The 15,943-nt window shown below is 59.1% G+C and carries 17 protein-coding genes; 5 read left to right on the forward strand and 12 right to left on the reverse strand.

What is annotated here, in order from left to right; translation table 11 throughout:
- Positions 1-200 precede the first annotated feature (200 nt).
- Positions 201-641: a GNAT family N-acetyltransferase gene (locus JK232_RS16965; RefSeq protein ID WP_212589438.1), complete on the forward strand. Its 441-nt coding sequence runs from the start codon at positions 201-203 to the stop codon at positions 639-641.
- Positions 642-916: 275 nt separating this feature from the next.
- Here the strand turns inward: JK232_RS16965 and JK232_RS16970 are convergent, their stop codons facing one another.
- The 6 genes from JK232_RS16970 to guaB all read right to left on the reverse strand — a co-directional run bounded on the left by JK232_RS16970 (position 917) and on the right by guaB (position 5,808).
- Entirely contained in the window at positions 917-1,147 is a 231-nt protein-coding gene (locus JK232_RS16970; RefSeq protein WP_139300319.1) for a hypothetical protein, read from the reverse strand.
- A gap of 137 nt (positions 1,148-1,284) precedes the next feature.
- A complete protein-coding gene (gene iraP, locus JK232_RS16975) occupies positions 1,285-1,566 on the reverse strand; it encodes an anti-adapter protein IraP (RefSeq protein ID WP_072930264.1) in 282 nt (93 codons plus the stop codon).
- Positions 1,567-1,870: 304 nt separating this feature from the next.
- Positions 1,871-2,275, reverse strand: a complete 405-nt coding sequence (vapC, locus tag JK232_RS16980) for a type II toxin-antitoxin system tRNA(fMet)-specific endonuclease VapC (protein WP_212589439.1) — start codon at positions 2,273-2,275, stop codon at positions 1,871-1,873.
- Positions 2,275-2,505, reverse strand: coding sequence for a type II toxin-antitoxin system VapB family antitoxin (gene vapB, locus JK232_RS16985; protein WP_072930260.1), 231 nt, complete (start codon positions 2,503-2,505; stop codon positions 2,275-2,277). Before vapB ends, vapC begins: the two co-directional genes overlap by 1 nt.
- Positions 2,506-2,692: 187 nt before the next feature.
- Positions 2,693-4,270, reverse strand: a complete 1,578-nt coding sequence (guaA, locus tag JK232_RS16990; RefSeq protein WP_072930257.1) for a glutamine-hydrolyzing GMP synthase — start codon at positions 4,268-4,270, stop codon at positions 2,693-2,695.
- A 74-nt stretch (positions 4,271-4,344) separates the two neighbouring features.
- The gene (gene guaB / locus JK232_RS16995) at positions 4,345-5,808 is read right to left on the reverse strand and encodes an IMP dehydrogenase (protein WP_139300318.1); all 1,464 of its coding nucleotides are present in this window, start codon (positions 5,806-5,808) and stop codon (positions 4,345-4,347) included.
- A gap of 170 nt (positions 5,809-5,978) precedes the next feature.
- On the opposite strand from guaB, the gene xseA reads away from it, so the two are divergent.
- The 3 genes from xseA to JK232_RS17010 all read left to right on the forward strand — a co-directional run bounded on the left by xseA (position 5,979) and on the right by JK232_RS17010 (position 8,903).
- Positions 5,979-7,355, forward strand: coding sequence for an exodeoxyribonuclease VII large subunit (gene xseA, locus JK232_RS17000; protein ID WP_246538636.1), 1,377 nt, complete (start codon positions 5,979-5,981; stop codon positions 7,353-7,355).
- A 139-nt stretch (positions 7,356-7,494) separates the two neighbouring features.
- Positions 7,495-8,541, forward strand: a complete 1,047-nt coding sequence (locus JK232_RS17005) for a M4 family metallopeptidase (RefSeq protein ID WP_072930253.1) — start codon at positions 7,495-7,497, stop codon at positions 8,539-8,541.
- Complete coding sequence (locus tag JK232_RS17010) at positions 8,541-8,903, forward strand: protealysin inhibitor emfourin (RefSeq protein ID WP_101828704.1); 363 nt, start codon at positions 8,541-8,543, stop codon at positions 8,901-8,903. The genes JK232_RS17005 and JK232_RS17010 overlap by 1 nt, the downstream gene beginning before the upstream one ends.
- A gap of 9 nt (positions 8,904-8,912) precedes the next feature.
- Here JK232_RS17010 and JK232_RS17015 read toward each other — a convergent pair whose 3' ends face one another.
- Positions 8,913-9,134 carry a zinc ribbon domain-containing protein gene (locus JK232_RS17015; protein ID WP_072930249.1) on the reverse strand — a complete coding sequence of 74 codons (222 nt, stop codon included), beginning with the start codon at positions 9,132-9,134 and terminating at the stop codon, positions 8,913-8,915.
- A 140-nt stretch (positions 9,135-9,274) separates the two neighbouring features.
- On the opposite strand from JK232_RS17015, the gene JK232_RS17020 reads away from it, so the two are divergent.
- On the forward strand, positions 9,275-10,102 hold the full coding sequence (locus JK232_RS17020) for an MBL fold metallo-hydrolase (protein ID WP_212589440.1): 828 nt from the start codon (positions 9,275-9,277) through the stop codon (positions 10,100-10,102).
- A 4-nt stretch (positions 10,103-10,106) separates the two neighbouring features.
- On the opposite strand, the gene JK232_RS17025 is transcribed toward JK232_RS17020, so the two are convergent.
- The 5 genes from JK232_RS17025 to hisS form a co-directional block, all read right to left on the reverse strand.
- Complete coding sequence (locus JK232_RS17025; RefSeq protein WP_072930246.1) at positions 10,107-11,066, reverse strand: AEC family transporter; 960 nt, start codon at positions 11,064-11,066, stop codon at positions 10,107-10,109.
- A 60-nt stretch (positions 11,067-11,126) separates the two neighbouring features.
- On the reverse strand, positions 11,127-12,614 hold the full coding sequence (gene der, locus JK232_RS17030) for a ribosome biogenesis GTPase Der (RefSeq protein WP_072930245.1): 1,488 nt from the start codon (positions 12,612-12,614) through the stop codon (positions 11,127-11,129).
- A gap of 143 nt (positions 12,615-12,757) precedes the next feature.
- Positions 12,758-13,939, reverse strand: coding sequence for an outer membrane protein assembly factor BamB (gene bamB / locus JK232_RS17035; RefSeq protein WP_072930243.1), 1,182 nt, complete (start codon positions 13,937-13,939; stop codon positions 12,758-12,760).
- Positions 13,940-13,949: 10 nt separating this feature from the next.
- Positions 13,950-14,570 carry a YfgM family protein gene (locus tag JK232_RS17040; protein WP_072930242.1) on the reverse strand — a complete coding sequence of 207 codons (621 nt, stop codon included), beginning with the start codon at positions 14,568-14,570 and terminating at the stop codon, positions 13,950-13,952.
- Between the two features lie 13 nt (positions 14,571-14,583).
- The gene (gene hisS, locus JK232_RS17045) at positions 14,584-15,858 is read right to left on the reverse strand and encodes a histidine--tRNA ligase (RefSeq protein ID WP_072930240.1); all 1,275 of its coding nucleotides are present in this window, start codon (positions 15,856-15,858) and stop codon (positions 14,584-14,586) included.
- Between the last annotated feature and the right edge of the window lie 85 nt (positions 15,859-15,943).

Consider the following 15,943-nt stretch of genomic DNA (forward strand, 5'->3'; position numbering starts at 1 on the left):
GCGCTGGGCTGGAGCCTTTAGCCTAGTGACGGCGGAACGGTGGCTCAAGGCCGCAATGATCACATCTGGTTATTGAGGGCTATAATTTCAATCAATTAGATAAATCATGCACCAGGGCACACGGTGCCGTCTCAGTGACCCGCTCACCAGGCTAACGCATATCCGCCAGGCGGTGCCCTGCCCCCATAAAAGGAACGCCGATGATTGTACGCCCCTATCAGGAAGCCGATCGCCCCTTCCTGCGCACCCTGTACCTCGCTGCCCGCAAGCAGGCCTGGCCCTGGCTTGAGAGCAGCGGCTGGCAACTGGAAGATTTTGACCGTGCCGTGCTGGGGGAAACCGTGCTGGTCGCCGAAGAGGAGGGTCGCCCGGTAGGCTTTGCCTCTCTGTTTGAAGCGGAAAATTTTCTGCATAACCTGTTTGTCGCGCCGGAGGCGCAGGGGCGCGGCATCGGGCTGGCGCTGCTCGAAGCCGCACAGGCGACCTTTACCCACATCGGTGCGCTAAAGTGCCTGGTGAAAAATGAGCGCGCCCTGCGCTTCTACCAGCGGCATGGCTGGGAAACGATCAGCCGCGGCACTGCGCCAAAAGGTGATTACTACCTGCTGCATTACCGGCTGCCGCAGGACAATAACGAATGACACAGTGGGTAAACAGAGAGGTAAAACGGGCAGACACAGACAGGTTTTCCGGACTTAGCCGGCGGGGTCAACCTGCTGTGCTGCCGCGACAGATATGAGAAGCCGGGGGGTGGCGGGCAGACTGCGCCTCATGGCCTGGGGTTCCCCCAAAGCAGTATCCCTTGCGGTGTATGAGCAGATGCGGGGCAAGCGCCGGGCATCTTAAGTAAAACAAGTGCTGCTGTTTCCTTGGTTTTTATGTTTCTCAACATGGGTGTCTCAACACGGGCCGGGTTTCATCCTGACACCTTGCGCCGTATTGGCTCAGGGGTGGGTTGCTCTGCGTGGGTATCTTCACTGGACATACTGATAATATTGCCGCAGTGCACACAGTACCGGACGTTGATTATGGTGTGTCCGCTTTGACTATCCTTAATGCTTTTTACCTGGGTCATGTAATCATCGCCACTTGCCAGACACTCAGGACAGACTTTAGTGCTGTCTTCATCATTTAAATCTTCGTTCACATTCCCTCCGCATTTTGTTAGCAAATACTAACAAGCCTAGCAGCGATTTAACACATTGTGAAACGTGTTAACCGGGCTGAGGGCCGCAGTATGCCTGAATTTTAGCCGATTCAGCCGGTTAACCGGTATGCTTCAGATTATTCGGATTTTACTTTGACGAATTCCGGTAATGCCAATAACCGGCCCACATGAGACAGCAAAAGATCGACATCAGAGGTCATGATTTCGTCGGATTCTTTTGCGGCGGTCACTATCGCCTGGTTAATCGTTTGGGTGACATTTTCGGTCAGCGTTTTATCCAGCGTCAGGATGATGGCTGCCAGCAACAGGGATTGTGCCTCCACCTGCGCGGTCAATTCTTTGGCTTCCACCTCGATTTTTGACATTTTAATCAGTACGTCTGCTACCAAGTTTTGCATAAGCCACCTCTCTCATCCGCGTCTGTAGACCCTAGCATTCCCTTTTCACGAGGCATAGCGCCATCTCACGGCTTTAAGATAAAGCGTAATTTTTTATGCGTAATTGTGAGGTGTTACGGGGATGGGAGACCCAGATCGCAGCAGGCCGATAACCCGCCAGGCCTGACAGGCCACCGGAATGCGCGTGTTCAGAATGTTATGGCACGCAATACCCCCCTTATCCTGGATATCGGGCGAAAAAAGCCCGCATAGGCAGGCTGTTTCAGGCTGGCATCCAGATTTTCCAGGTGTTTGACGAACAGAGTTAGCTGACGCTCCAGTCTTCCAGACGTAAACCTTTGACCCGTAAAAATTCACGGGTGTTATTTGTCACCAGAACCAGGCCAAGTGCGCGGGCATGGGCTGCAATCATACTGTCATAGGGGCCGATAGGCGCGCCCGCCTTCGCCAGTTCGGCCCGGATTTGCCCGGTTTGTATCGCGGCATTGATGTCATAATTTAGTACTTCCAGCCGGGCAATGAATCCTTCCACTACGCGCAGATTTTTTTCCGGGCTGGCGGATTTTTCTGCGCCATAAATTAACTCCATTAAGGTGACAGAACTGATGCATATCTGTTCATAATGCTGGTTAAACACTTCGCGTACTGACTGAGGCTTATTTTTGATCGTGTAGATACAGATATTGGTATCCAGCATATATTTGAGCATCAGAACCCTTCCCTGTCCTGGTCATCGGGCTGATCACGTGAGCCCATAAAATCAGAAGTCACGCTCTCGCCATTAAACCAGCTGTCCCAGCTTTCACCCGCCGGGGTAATAATGCGCGTGCGCCCTACCGCAATAATATCCACATGTTTGACATCTTCCGGTAAAGCGACTGCTTTCGGCAGGCGCACCGCCTGGCTCCGGTTGCTTTTAAAGACAGTTGTCTTTTCCATCATTGCCTCCTGAGGTGATGTTTTGTTCTTCCTGTCAGCATAAGGCCATGATGGGATATGTCAATGGGATATACAAAAAGCAAACAGACTGTAGTGGTTTGCAATAGACATAAAAAAACCCTCTGTAAAAAACAGAGGGTTGCTTTCATTTCTTGCTGTTCAGGAAGAAGTCGCGGCGATGACCGGCTTATTCCCACTCAATGGTCGCCGGCGGTTTGCCGGAGATGTCGTACACCACGCGGGAGATGCCGTTGATTTCGTTGATGATACGGTTGGAAACGCGGCCGAGGAACTCGTACGGCAGGTGCGCCCAGTGCGCGGTCATGAAATCGATGGTTTCTACTGCACGCAGCGAGACGACCCAGTCATATTTACGGCCGTCGCCCATTACACCCACGGAGCGCACCGGCAGGAACACCGTAAAGGCCTGGCTGACTTTGTGGTAGAGATCGGCTTTGTGCAGTTCTTCAATGAAGATCGCGTCCGCGCGGCGCAGCAGGTCGCAGAACTCTTTCTTCACTTCGCCCAGCACGCGCACACCCAGGCCCGGCCCCGGGAACGGGTGACGGTAGAGCATGTCGTACGGCAGGCCAAGCTCCAGGCCGATTTTACGCACTTCGTCTTTGAACAGCTCTTTCAGCGGCTCCACCAGCCCCAGCTTCATCTCTTTCGGCAGGCCGCCGACGTTGTGGTGGGACTTGATCACGTGCGCTTTGCCGGTGGCAGATGCCGCAGACTCAATCACATCCGGGTAGATGGTGCCTTGCGCCAGCCATTTGAACTCTTCATGTTTGCTGGCCTCTTCGTCGAATACCTCGACAAACACGCGGCCGATGGTCTTGCGTTTGGCTTCCGGATCATCAATGCCGGCCAGCGCAGACAGGAAACGGTCTTCCGCCGGGACATGCACAATGTTCAGGCCGAAGTGGTCACCAAACATCTCCAGCACCTGATCCGCTTCGTTCAGGCGCAGCAGGCCGTTATCCACAAAGACGCAGGTCAGGCGTTTGCCGATGGCGCGGTGCAGCAGCATGGCGGTCACGGACGAGTCCACCCCACCGGAGAGGCCGAGGATAACCTGATCGTTACCCACCTGCTCTCTGATGCGCTCAACCGCATCTTCAATGATGGTGGCCGGGGTCCAGAGCGCTTCACAGCCGCAGATGTCCAGCACAAACCGCTCCAGCATCCGCTGGCCCTGACGGGTATGGGTCACTTCCGGGTGGAACTGCACGCCGTAGAAGCGTTTTTCTTCGTTCGCCATGATGGCAAACGGGCAGTTGTCGGTGCTGGCAACGGTCACGAAATCGGACGGGATCGCGGTGACTTTGTCACCGTGGCTCATCCAGACGTCCAGCAGCGGCTGGCCGGTCGGGCTGAGGGCGTCCTGGATGTCACGGATCAGCGCGCTTTCAGCCTGAATTTCTACCTGTGCATAGCCGAATTCACGCTCGTTGGAGCCTTCCACATGGCCGCCCAGTTGCATCGCCATCGTCTGCATCCCGTAGCAGACGCCGAATACCGGTACCCCGGCATTGAAGACGTATTCCGGCGCGCGCGGGCTGTTCAGCTCGGTGGTGCTCTCCGGGCCGCCGGAGAGAATGATGCCGCTCGGGTTGAAGTCGCGGATCTGCGCTTCGGTAACGTCCCATGCCCACAGTTCACAATAAACGCCGATTTCACGAACGCGGCGCGCAACCAATTGGGTGTACTGAGAACCGAAATCCAGGATCAGGATACGATGCTTATGGATATTTTTTGACATGTGAGGCGAATTCCAGAAACAGAGAAAAAAAGAGAAAAATGAACGGGCGGCAGCCGGGGCCGCCGCCACGCTTATCAGCCCATGCGGTAGTTCGGTGACTCTTTGGTGATGGTCACGTCGTGCACGTGGCTTTCCTGGATGCCGGCACCACTGATGCGGACGAACTCCGCCTTGGTGCGCAGGTCATCGATGGTCTGGCAGCCGGTGAGGCCCATGCAGGAGCGCAGGCCGCCCATCTGCTGGTGCACAATCGCCTTCAGCATCCCTTTGTAGGCCACGCGGCCTTCGATCCCTTCCGGCACCAGTTTATCGGCGGCGTTGTCAGTCTGGAAGTAACGGTCAGAAGAGCCTTTGGACATCGCGCCCAGTGAGCCCATGCCGCGGTAGGATTTGAACGAACGGCCCTGGTACAGCTCGATTTCACCTGGGGATTCGTCCGTCCCGGCCAGCATGGAGCCGACCATCACGCAGGACGCGCCTGCCGCCAGGGCTTTGGCGATGTCGCCGGAGAAACGGATACCGCCGTCGGCGATCACCGGGATACCGGTGCCTTCCAGCGCTTCGACTGCATCAGCAATCGCGGTGATCTGCGGCACGCCCACACCGGTCACGATACGGGTGGTACAGATGGAGCCTGGGCCAATGCCGACTTTCACTGCACTGACGCCCGCCTCAACCAGCGCTTTCGCCCCTGCGGCGGTGGCGACGTTGCCGCCGACGATTTGCAGGTCCGGGTATTTGGCGCGGGTTTCACGGATGCGCTGCAACACGCCTTCTGAGTGGCCGTGCGAGGAGTCGATCAGCAGCACGTCTACCCCGGCGGCAACCAGTGCATCAACACGCGCTTCGTTGCCTGCGCCTGCGCCTACCGCAGCACCGACACGCAGGCGGCCGCGCTCGTCTTTACAGGCGTTAGGTTTACGTTCCGCTTTCTGGAAATCTTTTACGGTGATCATGCCGAGCAGGTGGAACTGCTCATCCACCACCAGCGCTTTTTCCACACGCTTTTCATGCATTTTTTGCAGCACGACGTCACGCGCTTCACCCTCTTTCACCGTGACCAGACGCGCTTTCGGCGTCATCACCGCGGTGACCGGCTGGTCGAGGTCGGTCACGAAACGCACGTCACGGCCGGTGATGATGCCGACCAGTTCATTCTCTTCCGTCACGACCGGGTAACCGGCGAAACCGTTGCGGGCAGTCAGCTCTTTCACCTGGCGCAGGGTGGTGGCAGGCGTCACGGTTTGTGGGTCAGTCACCACGCCGCTCTCATGTTTCTTCACGCGGCTGACCTCTTCGGCCTGGCGCTCAATGGACATGTTTTTGTGGATGAACCCCAGGCCGCCTTCCTGTGCCAGCGCAATGGCCAGGCCGGATTCCGTCACGGTATCCATGGCGGCAGAAAGCATCGGGATGTTCAGGCGGATTTTTGCCGTGAGTTGCGTGCCGAGATCGGCCGTGTTCGGCAGTACAGTGGAGTGGGCGGGAACGAGCAGAACGTCATCGAACGTCAGGGCTTCTTTAATGATACGTAGCATGGGCAATATCTCACCAGGGTGGATGCGAAAAAGATAAAATATTGCCGCGGCATTATACAGAGCGTAATCGATTGCCTCCAGCACTATTTTGCTAAACCCCTTGATTACCTGTTGCAGCCATGTAGTATCGATTAATTAAGTCCCTGTTTTAAAATTTGATCACGATCACAATGCCGAATTTATCTTCCTCAGGAATTTTTACCGTCAGCCGCCTGAATCAGACGGTGCGACAGCTGCTGGAAGGTGAAATGGGCCAGATCTGGCTCTCCGGCGAAATCTCCAACCTGTCGCAACCCGCCTCCGGCCACTGGTATTTCACCCTGAAGGATGACCGGGCACAGGTGCGCTGCGCCATGTTCCGGAATGCCAACCGCCGCAGCACTTTCCGCCCGCAAAACGGCCAGCAGGTGCTGATGCGCGCCACCATCACCCTGTATGAGCCGCGCGGCGACTACCAGCTGATTGCGGAAAGTATGCAACCGGCCGGTGAAGGGCTGTTGCAGCAGAAATATGAGCTGCTCAAGCAGGCGCTGGCAGACGAAGGGCTGTTCGATGCCCAATTCAAACAACCGCTTCCCTCCCCCGCCAGACAGGTAGGTGTGATCACCTCTGCCAGCGGTGCGGCGCTGCACGATGTGTTGCAGGTGCTGAAACGCCGTGACCCGTCGCTGCCGGTGGTGATCTACCCCACGCTGGTGCAGGGGGCTGACGCGCCGATGATGATTGTGCGCGCCATTGAGGCGGCCAACCGGCGCAATGAGTGTGACGTGCTGATTGTCGGGCGCGGCGGCGGCTCGCTGGAAGATTTGTGGAGCTTCAATGACGAGCGGGTAGCGCGGGCGATTTTCGCCAGCCGCATCCCGGTGGTCAGCGCCGTCGGCCACGAGACGGATGTGACAATTGCAGACTTCGTGGCGGACCTGCGTGCGCCGACGCCGTCGGCCGCCGCTGAGCTTGTCAGCCGCAACCAGCTGGAGTTGCTGCGCCGGATGCAATCCCAACAGCAGCGGCTGGAAATGGCGATGGATTACTTCCTCGCCCAGCGGGCGCGGCAGTTCACCCGGCTGCATCACCGCCTGCAACAGCAGCACCCGCAGTTGCGCCTGTCGCGCCAGCAGACGGCGCTGTTCCGCCTGCGCCGCCGGCTGGATGAGGCGATGCAGCAGCGGTTGCGCCAGTTGCTCCGCCGCGCCGATCGCCTGCAACAGCGGCTGTTGCAGCATCCGCCGCAGAACCGCATCCACCGCACCCAGCAGCGGGTGCAGCAGTTGCGCTACCGGCTGAACCAGGCGCTGGCCCTCCAGCTTTCCCAACAGAAACAGCGCTTCGGCACCGCCTGCACCCAGCTTGAAGCCGTCAGCCCGCTGGCGACGCTGGCGCGCGGCTACAGCGTGACCACTACCGCCGCGGGCGGCGTGCTGAAAAAAACCGCACAGGCGCAACCGGGCGACCGCCTGACCACCCGGCTGGCCGACGGCTGGGTGGAGAGCGAAGTAACCCAGATTACGCCGGTGAAAACGCCGCGTAAACGCACGCCGAAAGGCTGACCGCCTCTGCCGCTGTTTGTCAGAATTGGGTAAAAATCCCCCAGCCTGCCCAACCGGACTATACTGTTAATCAGACGGTTATCTTCTGCCGTCCTGACAGTACTCCGCCTTCCGGGCATTTCTGATAAGGAGATTCGGCATGAGCGACGGCAAGACCCCGCGTCATTCCCAGGTTCCGTACAGCGTTATCCCCCCTTATATCCTGCGCCGCATTATCGAACATGGTTCCGACCCGCAACGCACTCGCGCCCAACAGACGCTGACCCACGTCCGCACGCTGATGGCCGAGCCGTTTGCCAAATCCCAGGCACCGGATGTCTCCGCGCCCGGCCAGGTGCAGCGCAAGATCTATGATGCGCAGAATGAGACCGCGCTGCCGGGCCAGCTTGCGCGCAGTGAGGGCCAGCCGGCCACCGATGACGTGGCGGTCACCGAGGCCTATGACTACCTTGGCGTGACTTACGACTTTTTCTGGCAGGCGTTTAAGCGCAACTCGCTTGACGGCAAAGGGCTGGCGCTGAGTGGTACCGTGCACTACGACAAGAATTACCAGAACGCCTTCTGGAATGGTGAGCAGATGGTGTTTGGCGACGGTGACGGCGAAATCTTCAACCGCTTCACCATTGCCATCGATGTGGTCGGCCATGAGCTGGCGCACGGCGTCACGGAGAGCGAAGCGGGGCTTATCTATTTCCAGCAGGCCGGTGCGCTGAATGAGTCCCTGTCGGACGTGTTCGGCTCACTGGTCAAGCAGTTCCAGCGCAAACAGACCGCCGACCAGGCTGACTGGATTATCGGCGAAGGCTTGCTGGCAGAAGGGATTAACGGCACCGGGCTGCGGTCGATGTCGGCCCCCGGCACCGCCTACGATGACCCGCTGCTCGGCAAAGACCCGCAACCGGCGCACATGAACGAGTATATCCAGACACGTGATGACAATGGCGGCGTCCACCTGAATTCCGGCATTCCCAACCGCGCGTTCTACCTGGCGGCGACCGCGCTGGGCGGTTATGCCTGGGAGCGCGCCGGGTATATCTGGTATGACACGCTGTGTGACAAAACCCTGCCGCAGGATGCGGATTTCGCAACCTTTGCCAAATTCACCGTGCGTCATGCGCAAACGCGTTTTGACAGCGCCACCGCCCAGGCGGTGCAAACGGCCTGGCAGCAGGTGGGAGTGGAGTAATGCAGCCGCTTTCGGAACTGGAACCGGATGCCGTGATCATTCTGGTGCGGGAAGGCGGGTTCGCCTTTATCCCCAAGCTGAACGGGCCGCGCCGCATCGCGCTGCATGACGTCAGCCCGGAAACGCGCGAACGCATCTGCCACCTGATTAACCAGATCCTGCCCTATGCCCAGCAGCAGCCCGGCCAGGCCGGGCGCGGCGACCAGCGTTACTTCCGGCTGGAGATCCATTTCACCTCCGCGGATTATCAGGATTGGGTGCTGGTCATCCCTGAAACCCGCACGCCGGAAGAGCTTATCAAGCTGTGGAAATATGGCGATCTGGACGGTGACGGCAAACCGGATGTTCCCCCCGGCCACTGACGCACGCCGTCAACAGTGAACGTAACAGACTTCAACCCGGAGTTTGGAAATCAGGCCGTGGCCGTGTGGGCAAAAATAGTCCACCGCGCCACAGGCTTTCAGCACTTCCAGCGGCTGATGGCACTGCGGGCACACCACTTCCTGCCGGAAATCCCCGTGCCCCTGGGCACAATGGTAGTGATCCCCGTGTTGGCTCATTGTCTGCTTACAGACAGGACACACTGCGTCCATTATTTTCTCCTTTTTTGGCGGGCCGCAGCGCCCTGACGATCAGGTGCCGCCCCTTATTCCAGTGTAGCGCCCCGGCGGCGGCGGGCAACTTCCTGTGGCTGGCTTACACTTAACCTTTTCCCTCTCAGATAAGGAGCACCATGCATATCCATCATCTGAACTGCGGCTGTATGTGCCCGTTTGGCGGCGCCTTTTATGATGGCTTCAGCAAAGGTCTGACCGCCCACCTTACCTGCCACTGCCTGCTGCTGGAAACACCCCGGCACGGGCTGGTGCTGGTGGATACCGGCTTCGGCAGCGAAGATATGGCGCAACCGCAACAGCGGCTGGCCCCCTTTTTCCGCGTGCTGAATAATATCCGTTACCGCCAGCAGGACACCGCGCTGAGCCAGATCCGCCGGCTGGGGTTCTCGCCTTCGGATGTGCAGCACATTGTGCTGACCCATCTCGATTTTGACCATGCCGGTGGGCTGAGTGATTTCCCGCAGGCGCAGGTGCATGTGTTGCAACAGGAGGCGGACGCCGCCCGCAACCGCCGCCACTGGCTGAACCGGGGGCGCTACCGGGACGTGCAGTGGGCGCAGGTGCGGCAATGGCACTTTTACCAGCCGGGCGGTGAAGGCTGGCACGGGTTTGATGCGGTGCGCGGGCTGACCGGGCTGCCGCCGGAGGTGCTGATGATCCCGCTGGCGGGGCATACCCACGGCCACGCCGGGGTGGCGCTCCAGACTGGTGACGGCTGGTTGCTGCACGCAGGGGATGCCTACTTCTACCGCGATGAAGTGGGCCAGCCCAACCGGCACTGTACGCCGGGGCTGCGGTTCTACCAATGGATGATGGAGGTCGATCGCCAGGCGCGCCGCCATAACCAGCAACGGCTGCGGGCGCTCTCCTGCGACCCCGCTGCCGGGGTCACGATGTTTTGCAGCCATGACGCCAAAGAGTTTGAGCACCTGGCCGCGCCCTGAGGCATCAGACCAGATGCAGGCCGCGCAGCAGCGCCAGCCCCAGCGCCGTGGTAAAGAATGAGCCGAGGGTGGTGAGGGCGATGATGTTGGCGGCCAGCGTGGCGTTGCCGCCCATCGCCCGCGTCATGACATAGCTGCCCGCCGCCGTCGGGGTACAGGAAAACAGGAAAATCACCCCCAGCGCTGCGCCGTTGAACCCCAGCAATGCGCCGCCCAGCGTCATCAGCCCCGGCACCACCAGCACCCGCGCCAGCGTGGCGTAACCAGCCACGTTGGAGCTGCGGAACATGGCGCGCCAGTCCAGGCTGGCTCCGGCGCACAGCATTGCCAGCGGCAGCGCCATGCCGGAGATAAATTCACCGGTCTTATACAGCGTATCCGGCATCGCCCAGTGGGTTTCCTTGAACAGCAGCCCCAGCACCAGCCCGATAATCAGCGGGTTGGTGACAATGCCGCGCAGGATCGCCGTGACGTCCAGCCCCTTCCCTGCCCCACGTTGCAGGCTGCGGCTCAGGGTAATCACTGAAAGCACATTAAACAGGATCACGGTAATCGCGATATACATGGAGCCGAGGGCGACGCCCTCTTTGCCGAAGGCCAGGGAGGCATAAGCCAGCCCGGCGATGCCGGTATTGGCGCGGAACCCGCCCTGCACAAAGATGCCGCGTTCACGCGGGTCTTTGACCAGCTTTATCGCCGCCAGCTCCAGTAACAGGAACGTGACCAGCGTGGCCGCGCCGCCATAGGTCGCCAGCGGCAGGTTCATGCCCTCTTCACTGCCGGTGTGGGTGGAGACGCTGAAGAACAGCAAGCAGGGCAGCGCAACGTTAAACACCACCCGGCTGGCTTTGTCACAGAAATGGTCGTCCATAATACCGACGCGCTTTAATACGATACCTAATACCAGCAACAACAGATTGGGCACGGTCACGCCCAACGCAAAACTCCAGGTCTGCCAGAACATCTCCCTTCCTTACGGTCATACCAAAAAAAAGGGATGCACTCATTGTGCATCCCACGGGGGTTATTTGCTTTTCTTCAGGTGGCTCATCAGGCGCTTACGCTTACGCATCTGGTTTGGCGTCAGGGTGTTGCGCTTCCCGGCGAACGGGTTCTCACCCTCTTTGAACTGGATGCGGATCGGCGTGCCCATCACTTCCAGCGAACGACGGTAATAGTTCATCAGGTAGCGTTTGTAGGAGTCCGGCAGGTCCTGCACCTGGTTGCCGTGGATCACCACAATCGGCGGGTTATAGCCCCCGGCGTGGGCATATTTCAGCTTCACGCGGCGGCCGCGCACCAGCGGCGGCTGGTGGTCGTCGGCGGCCATCTGCATGATGCGGGTCAGCAGGGAAGTGCTGACGCGGCGGGTGGCGCAGCGGTACGCTTCGTTGACCGACTCAAACAGGTTGCCGACGCCGCTGCCGTGCAGCGCGGAGATAAAGTGGATACGCGCAAAGTCGATGAAACCGAGGCGCAGATCCAGCGCATCTTTCACTTCATCTTTGATTTCCTGCGACAACCCATCCCACTTGTTGACCACAATCACCAGCGAGCGGCCGCTGTTGAGGATAAAGCCCAGCAGCGACAGATCCTGATCGGAGATGCCTTCACGCGCATCAATCACCAGCATCACCACGTTGGCGTCTTCAATCGCCTGCAGGGTTTTGATGACGGAGAATTTCTCAACCGTGTCGGTGACTTTCCCGCGCTTGCGCACCCCGGCGGTGTCGATCAGCACATACTCGCGCTCATCACGCTGCATCGGGATGTAGATGCTGTCACGGGTGGTGCCCGGCATGTCATACACCACCACGCGCTCTTCACCCAGAATGCGGTTGGTCAGGGTCGATTTACCGACGTTAGGGCGGCCAACAATAGCCAGTTTGATCGGCAGCGATTCCGGGTCGAAATCATCTTCGGCTTCGGCGGCGGCCACCGCGGCTTCTTCCTCACCCAGTTGCTCAGCCCAGTAGGCGGCGTTCGCCTCCTCTTCGGTCAGCTCAGTGGGTTCTTCATGATCGACAAACGGCAGCAGCACGTGCTCAATAAGCTGGGTAATCCCGCGGCCGTGGGATGCTGCGATCGCGTGGACTTCGCCCATGCCGAGCGAGTAGAAATCGGCGGCGGCAGAATCCGCATCCAGCCCGTCAACTTTGTTGGCGACCAGGAAGGTGGCTTTGTCACGGCTGCGCAGATGTTTGGCAATGCCCTCATCCGCCGGCATCAGGCCGGCACGCGCATCCACCATAAACAGCACGATGTCCGCTTCTTCAATGGCGCGCAGCGACTGACCGGCCATGTGCGTCTCAACGCCGTCTTCGGTGCCGTCAATCCCGCCGGTATCGACGATGATGAACTCATGGCCCTCAACTTCAGCACGACCATACTTGCGGTCACGCGTCAGCCCGGGGAAATCCGCCACTAACGCATCACGCGTTTTGGTCAAACGGTTAAATAAGGTGGATTTACCCACATTCGGGCGCCCGACCAGCGCGACGACAGGTATCATTGTTGCAGCCTCATTACTTAAAAAACAAAATGTTACGTGACAGCCCATACCATCAGGTGCCGCGTTTCAAAAGACGAAACGGCCCCTGAATATCAGGAGCCGTTAAAGAGCCACCGGGGTGGCTCAGGATATGTTACCGGATGTTAGCGGGTGAACGCGTAAACGTCACCGCTTTTCGCCTGGATCAGCAATTTATCGCTCGCCACAACCGGCGCGCTCAGGAAGCCGGAGCTGTCCACTTTCTGCTGAGCCACGAAGCGGCCATCATCGGTATTGAGCCAGTGCAGGTAGCCTTCGCTGTCCCCTACCACCAGATAACCATTATACAACACCGGGGCCGTCAGGTTACGGTGCAGCAGCTCACTCTGGCGCCACAGGCTTACGCCGCCCTGGGTGTTCAGGGCCATCACACGGTCATTCTGGTCGACCACAAAGATGCGGCCGGCATCGACGATGAAATCGCTCACTGAGCCGACTTCGCGTTTCCAGATGATCTGGCCGGAGCGCAGATCCAACGCCGTCAGGTTGCCGTTGTAACCCAGCGCGTATACCACGCCTTCGACCACGACCGGCGAGGTGTCCACGTCGTTCAGGCGATCGATTTCGGTTGCGCCGCTTGGCTGGGAGATGCGCTGTTGCCAGATCATCTGCCCTTCTTTCATCAGCACGGCGCTGACGCGGCCATTGTCACCGCCGACAATCGCGGCACCAAAGGCGGTCGCCGGGGCGGATTCACCGCGCAGGGAGAGGGACGGCATATCCAGGTTAACCGTCCACTGCACGGTGCCGTCGCTTTCGCTCAGGCCCTGCAACATGCCGTTGCTGGTGTGCACCAGCACCAGGCCGTCACTGACCACCGGGCGTGATACCGCTTCACCGGCGACATTGGTCTGCCAGGCAATTTTACCGTCATCACTGTTCAGGGCATACACCACCGCGCGCTCACTGCCCACATAGACGTGATTGCCGGAGGCCGTCACGCCGCCGGAGAGCAGCGCCGGGCGGTTGCTGGAGAAGAAGCCGGTTTTCTCAGAGAGGTCCGCTTTCCAGATCTCTTTGCCGCTGTCGGCATCCAGGGCTTTCACCACCCCGTGGCGATCGGCGGCAAACACCGTGGTGCCTTGCCAGGCCGGGCGCAGGTTGGAGTAAAACTCGCCCACGCCATCACCGACTGAGCTGTTCCAGACTTCGGTGGGTGTGAACTGGTTTTCGACTTTCGGCAGCGGGGACATGGTGACCACATCCTCTTCGCCGTTGAACAATGAACAACCACTCAGCAGGGCAACAGAAACCCATCCTACCAAGAGTGTTTTACGCAAATGCATTGGCATCCCCTTAGCTGGCCAAATTATTTAACTTCATGCGCAGCAGCGCCTGCTGTGCCTGAGAGGCTTTAGCGTCGATGCCTTTACTGTATGCGTCACGTGCGCCTTTCAGGTCTCCCTTGCGCACCAGCACATCGCCACGGATATCCAGTGACATGGCCGCCCAGCTTTCACCCTTGACGCCCTCCAGGGTTTTCAGCGCATCATCAAGTTTGTTTTGCTGAAGCTGGAGGCGGGCCTGCCGCAGCGAAATCAGCGGCAGCAGGTTGTCATCTTTGGTGAGGCCGGCGGCCTTCGCCAGCTGTTTCTCGGCGTTGGCGTACTCTTTCAGATCAACAAAATGCTGCGCCAGTTGCAACGCGGCAAAGGCCCCATAATTATTGTCATTGGCCTGAATGAACTGTTCCGTTGCCGCCACGCCTTCCGGTTTTTTCGCCATCAGCGCGTCGGTCGCTTTCTGGTAGGAGACTGACGCTTCGGTCAGGGCTTCTGTCTGATGCCCCTGCCAGTAACGCCACCCCACCAGGGCACCAATGCCCAGCACCACGCCAACAGCCAATGCCTTGCCGTTCTCCGAGAAGAAGTGGCGTACAGCATTCACCTGTTCGTTTTCAGTGGTATAGACTTCCACGGTGTCCCTCTCCTTAACCCAACATCGTTGCCAGGCGCGCGGCAACGTCGCTTTGCGCCAGCGTTTCTTGTTCACCACTTTGCAGGTTTTTCACCACCACCTGCCGGGCCGCCACTTCATTCTCACCCAGCACCAGGGCCACGCGGGCGCCCCACTTGTCTGCACGGGCAAATTGTTTTTTGAAGTTGCCGCCGCCGTAGTTGGTCATCAGCCGTAATTGCGGTGCCGCATCACGCACCTGCTCCGCCAGCGCCATTGCCGCGCCCTGCGTACCGGCACCGGACGAAATGACGTAAACGTCTACCGTGGCCGGGGCCTTAAAGTCAGGGTTGACGGCCTGCACCAGCAGCACCAGACGCTCCAGCCCCATCGCGAACCCTACCGCCGGGGTGGCACGGCCGCCGAGTTGTTCCACCAGGCCGTCATAACGGCCGCCGGCACACACGGTACCCTGCGCGCCCAGGCTGGTGGTGACCCACTCAAACACGGTGCGGTTGTAGTAATCGAGGCCGCGAACCAGCCGCTGATTAACCGTATATGGGATGCCGGCCTGGTCCAAAAGTTCACACAGACCGGAAAAGTGTTGTTTTGACTCGTCATCCAGATAGTCAGCCAGGGCCGGTGCATCATTCAGCAGGCGCTGCACGTCCGGGTTTTTCGAGTCGAGCACGCGCAGCGGGTTGCTGTACATGCGGCGTTTGCAATCCTCGTCCAGCGCGTCTTTGTGCTGCTCCAGGAACGCGACCAGCGCCTCGCGGTAGTTGGCACGAGCCTCCTGCGAACCGATGGAGTTCAGCTCCAGCGCCACATGGTCAGCGATGCCGAGCGCTTTCCACCAGCGCGCCGTCAGCAGGATCAGCTCTGCGTCGATGTCCGGCCCCTGCAGGCCAAACACTTCCGCCCCCAGCTGGTGGAACTGGCGGTAGCGCCCTTTCTGCGGACGCTCATAGCGGAACATCGGGCCGATATACCACAGGCGCTGTTCCTGATTGTACAGCAGACCATGCTCAATGCCGGCACGCACGCAGCCTGCGGTGCCTTCCGGGCGCAGGGTCAGGCTTTCGCCGTTGCGGTCATCAAAGGTATACATCTCTTTTTCGACCACATCAGTGACTTCACCGATGGCGCGTTTAAATAACGGGGTCTGCTCTACAATCGGTAGACGGATTTCACTGTACCCATAGCCGCTGAGCACCTGCTTCAGGGTGCCTTCAATCCGCTGCCACAATGCCGTTTCTTCCGGCAGGTAGTCGTTCATGCCGCGAATGGCTTGAATGTTCTTTGCCACGTCAGTTCTCTATAGTCTTAATACAAAAAATGAACCCGATTATAGGGGCGTTGCCTCCGGCGGTTCAACGAGGATGCCGGGCCAG

The organism is Nissabacter archeti, assembly GCF_018257325.1.
In the GTDB taxonomy this organism is placed as follows: domain Bacteria; phylum Pseudomonadota; class Gammaproteobacteria; order Enterobacterales; family Enterobacteriaceae; genus Chimaeribacter; species Chimaeribacter arupi.

What these genes read in the sequence shown, in the direction of transcription:
- JK232_RS16965 (WP_212589438.1), top strand. Translation starts at nt 201, where the DNA reads ATGATTGTACGCCCCTATCAGGAAGCCGATCGCCCCTTCCTGCGCACC.
- iraP (WP_072930264.1), bottom strand. Translation starts at nt 1,566, where the DNA reads ATGCAAAACTTGGTAGCAGACGTACTGATTAAAATGTCAAAAATCGAG.
- vapC (WP_212589439.1), bottom strand. Translation starts at nt 2,275, where the DNA reads ATGCTCAAATATATGCTGGATACCAATATCTGTATCTACACGATCAAA.
- vapB (WP_072930260.1), bottom strand. Translation starts at nt 2,505, where the DNA reads ATGGAAAAGACAACTGTCTTTAAAAGCAACCGGAGCCAGGCGGTGCGC.
- guaA (WP_072930257.1), bottom strand. Translation starts at nt 4,270, where the DNA reads ATGTCAAAAAATATCCATAAGCATCGTATCCTGATCCTGGATTTCGGT.
- guaB (WP_139300318.1), bottom strand. Translation starts at nt 5,808, where the DNA reads ATGCTACGTATCATTAAAGAAGCCCTGACGTTCGATGACGTTCTGCTC.
- xseA (WP_246538636.1), top strand. Translation starts at nt 5,979, where the DNA reads ATGCCGAATTTATCTTCCTCAGGAATTTTTACCGTCAGCCGCCTGAAT.
- JK232_RS17005 (WP_072930253.1), top strand. Translation starts at nt 7,495, where the DNA reads ATGAGCGACGGCAAGACCCCGCGTCATTCCCAGGTTCCGTACAGCGTT.
- JK232_RS17010 (WP_101828704.1), top strand. Translation starts at nt 8,541, where the DNA reads ATGCAGCCGCTTTCGGAACTGGAACCGGATGCCGTGATCATTCTGGTG.
- JK232_RS17015 (WP_072930249.1), bottom strand. Translation starts at nt 9,134, where the DNA reads ATGGACGCAGTGTGTCCTGTCTGTAAGCAGACAATGAGCCAACACGGG.
- JK232_RS17020 (WP_212589440.1), top strand. Translation starts at nt 9,275, where the DNA reads ATGCATATCCATCATCTGAACTGCGGCTGTATGTGCCCGTTTGGCGGC.
- JK232_RS17025 (WP_072930246.1), bottom strand. Translation starts at nt 11,066, where the DNA reads ATGTTCTGGCAGACCTGGAGTTTTGCGTTGGGCGTGACCGTGCCCAAT.
- der (WP_072930245.1), bottom strand. Translation starts at nt 12,614, where the DNA reads ATGATACCTGTCGTCGCGCTGGTCGGGCGCCCGAATGTGGGTAAATCC.
- bamB (WP_072930243.1), bottom strand. Translation starts at nt 13,939, where the DNA reads ATGCATTTGCGTAAAACACTCTTGGTAGGATGGGTTTCTGTTGCCCTG.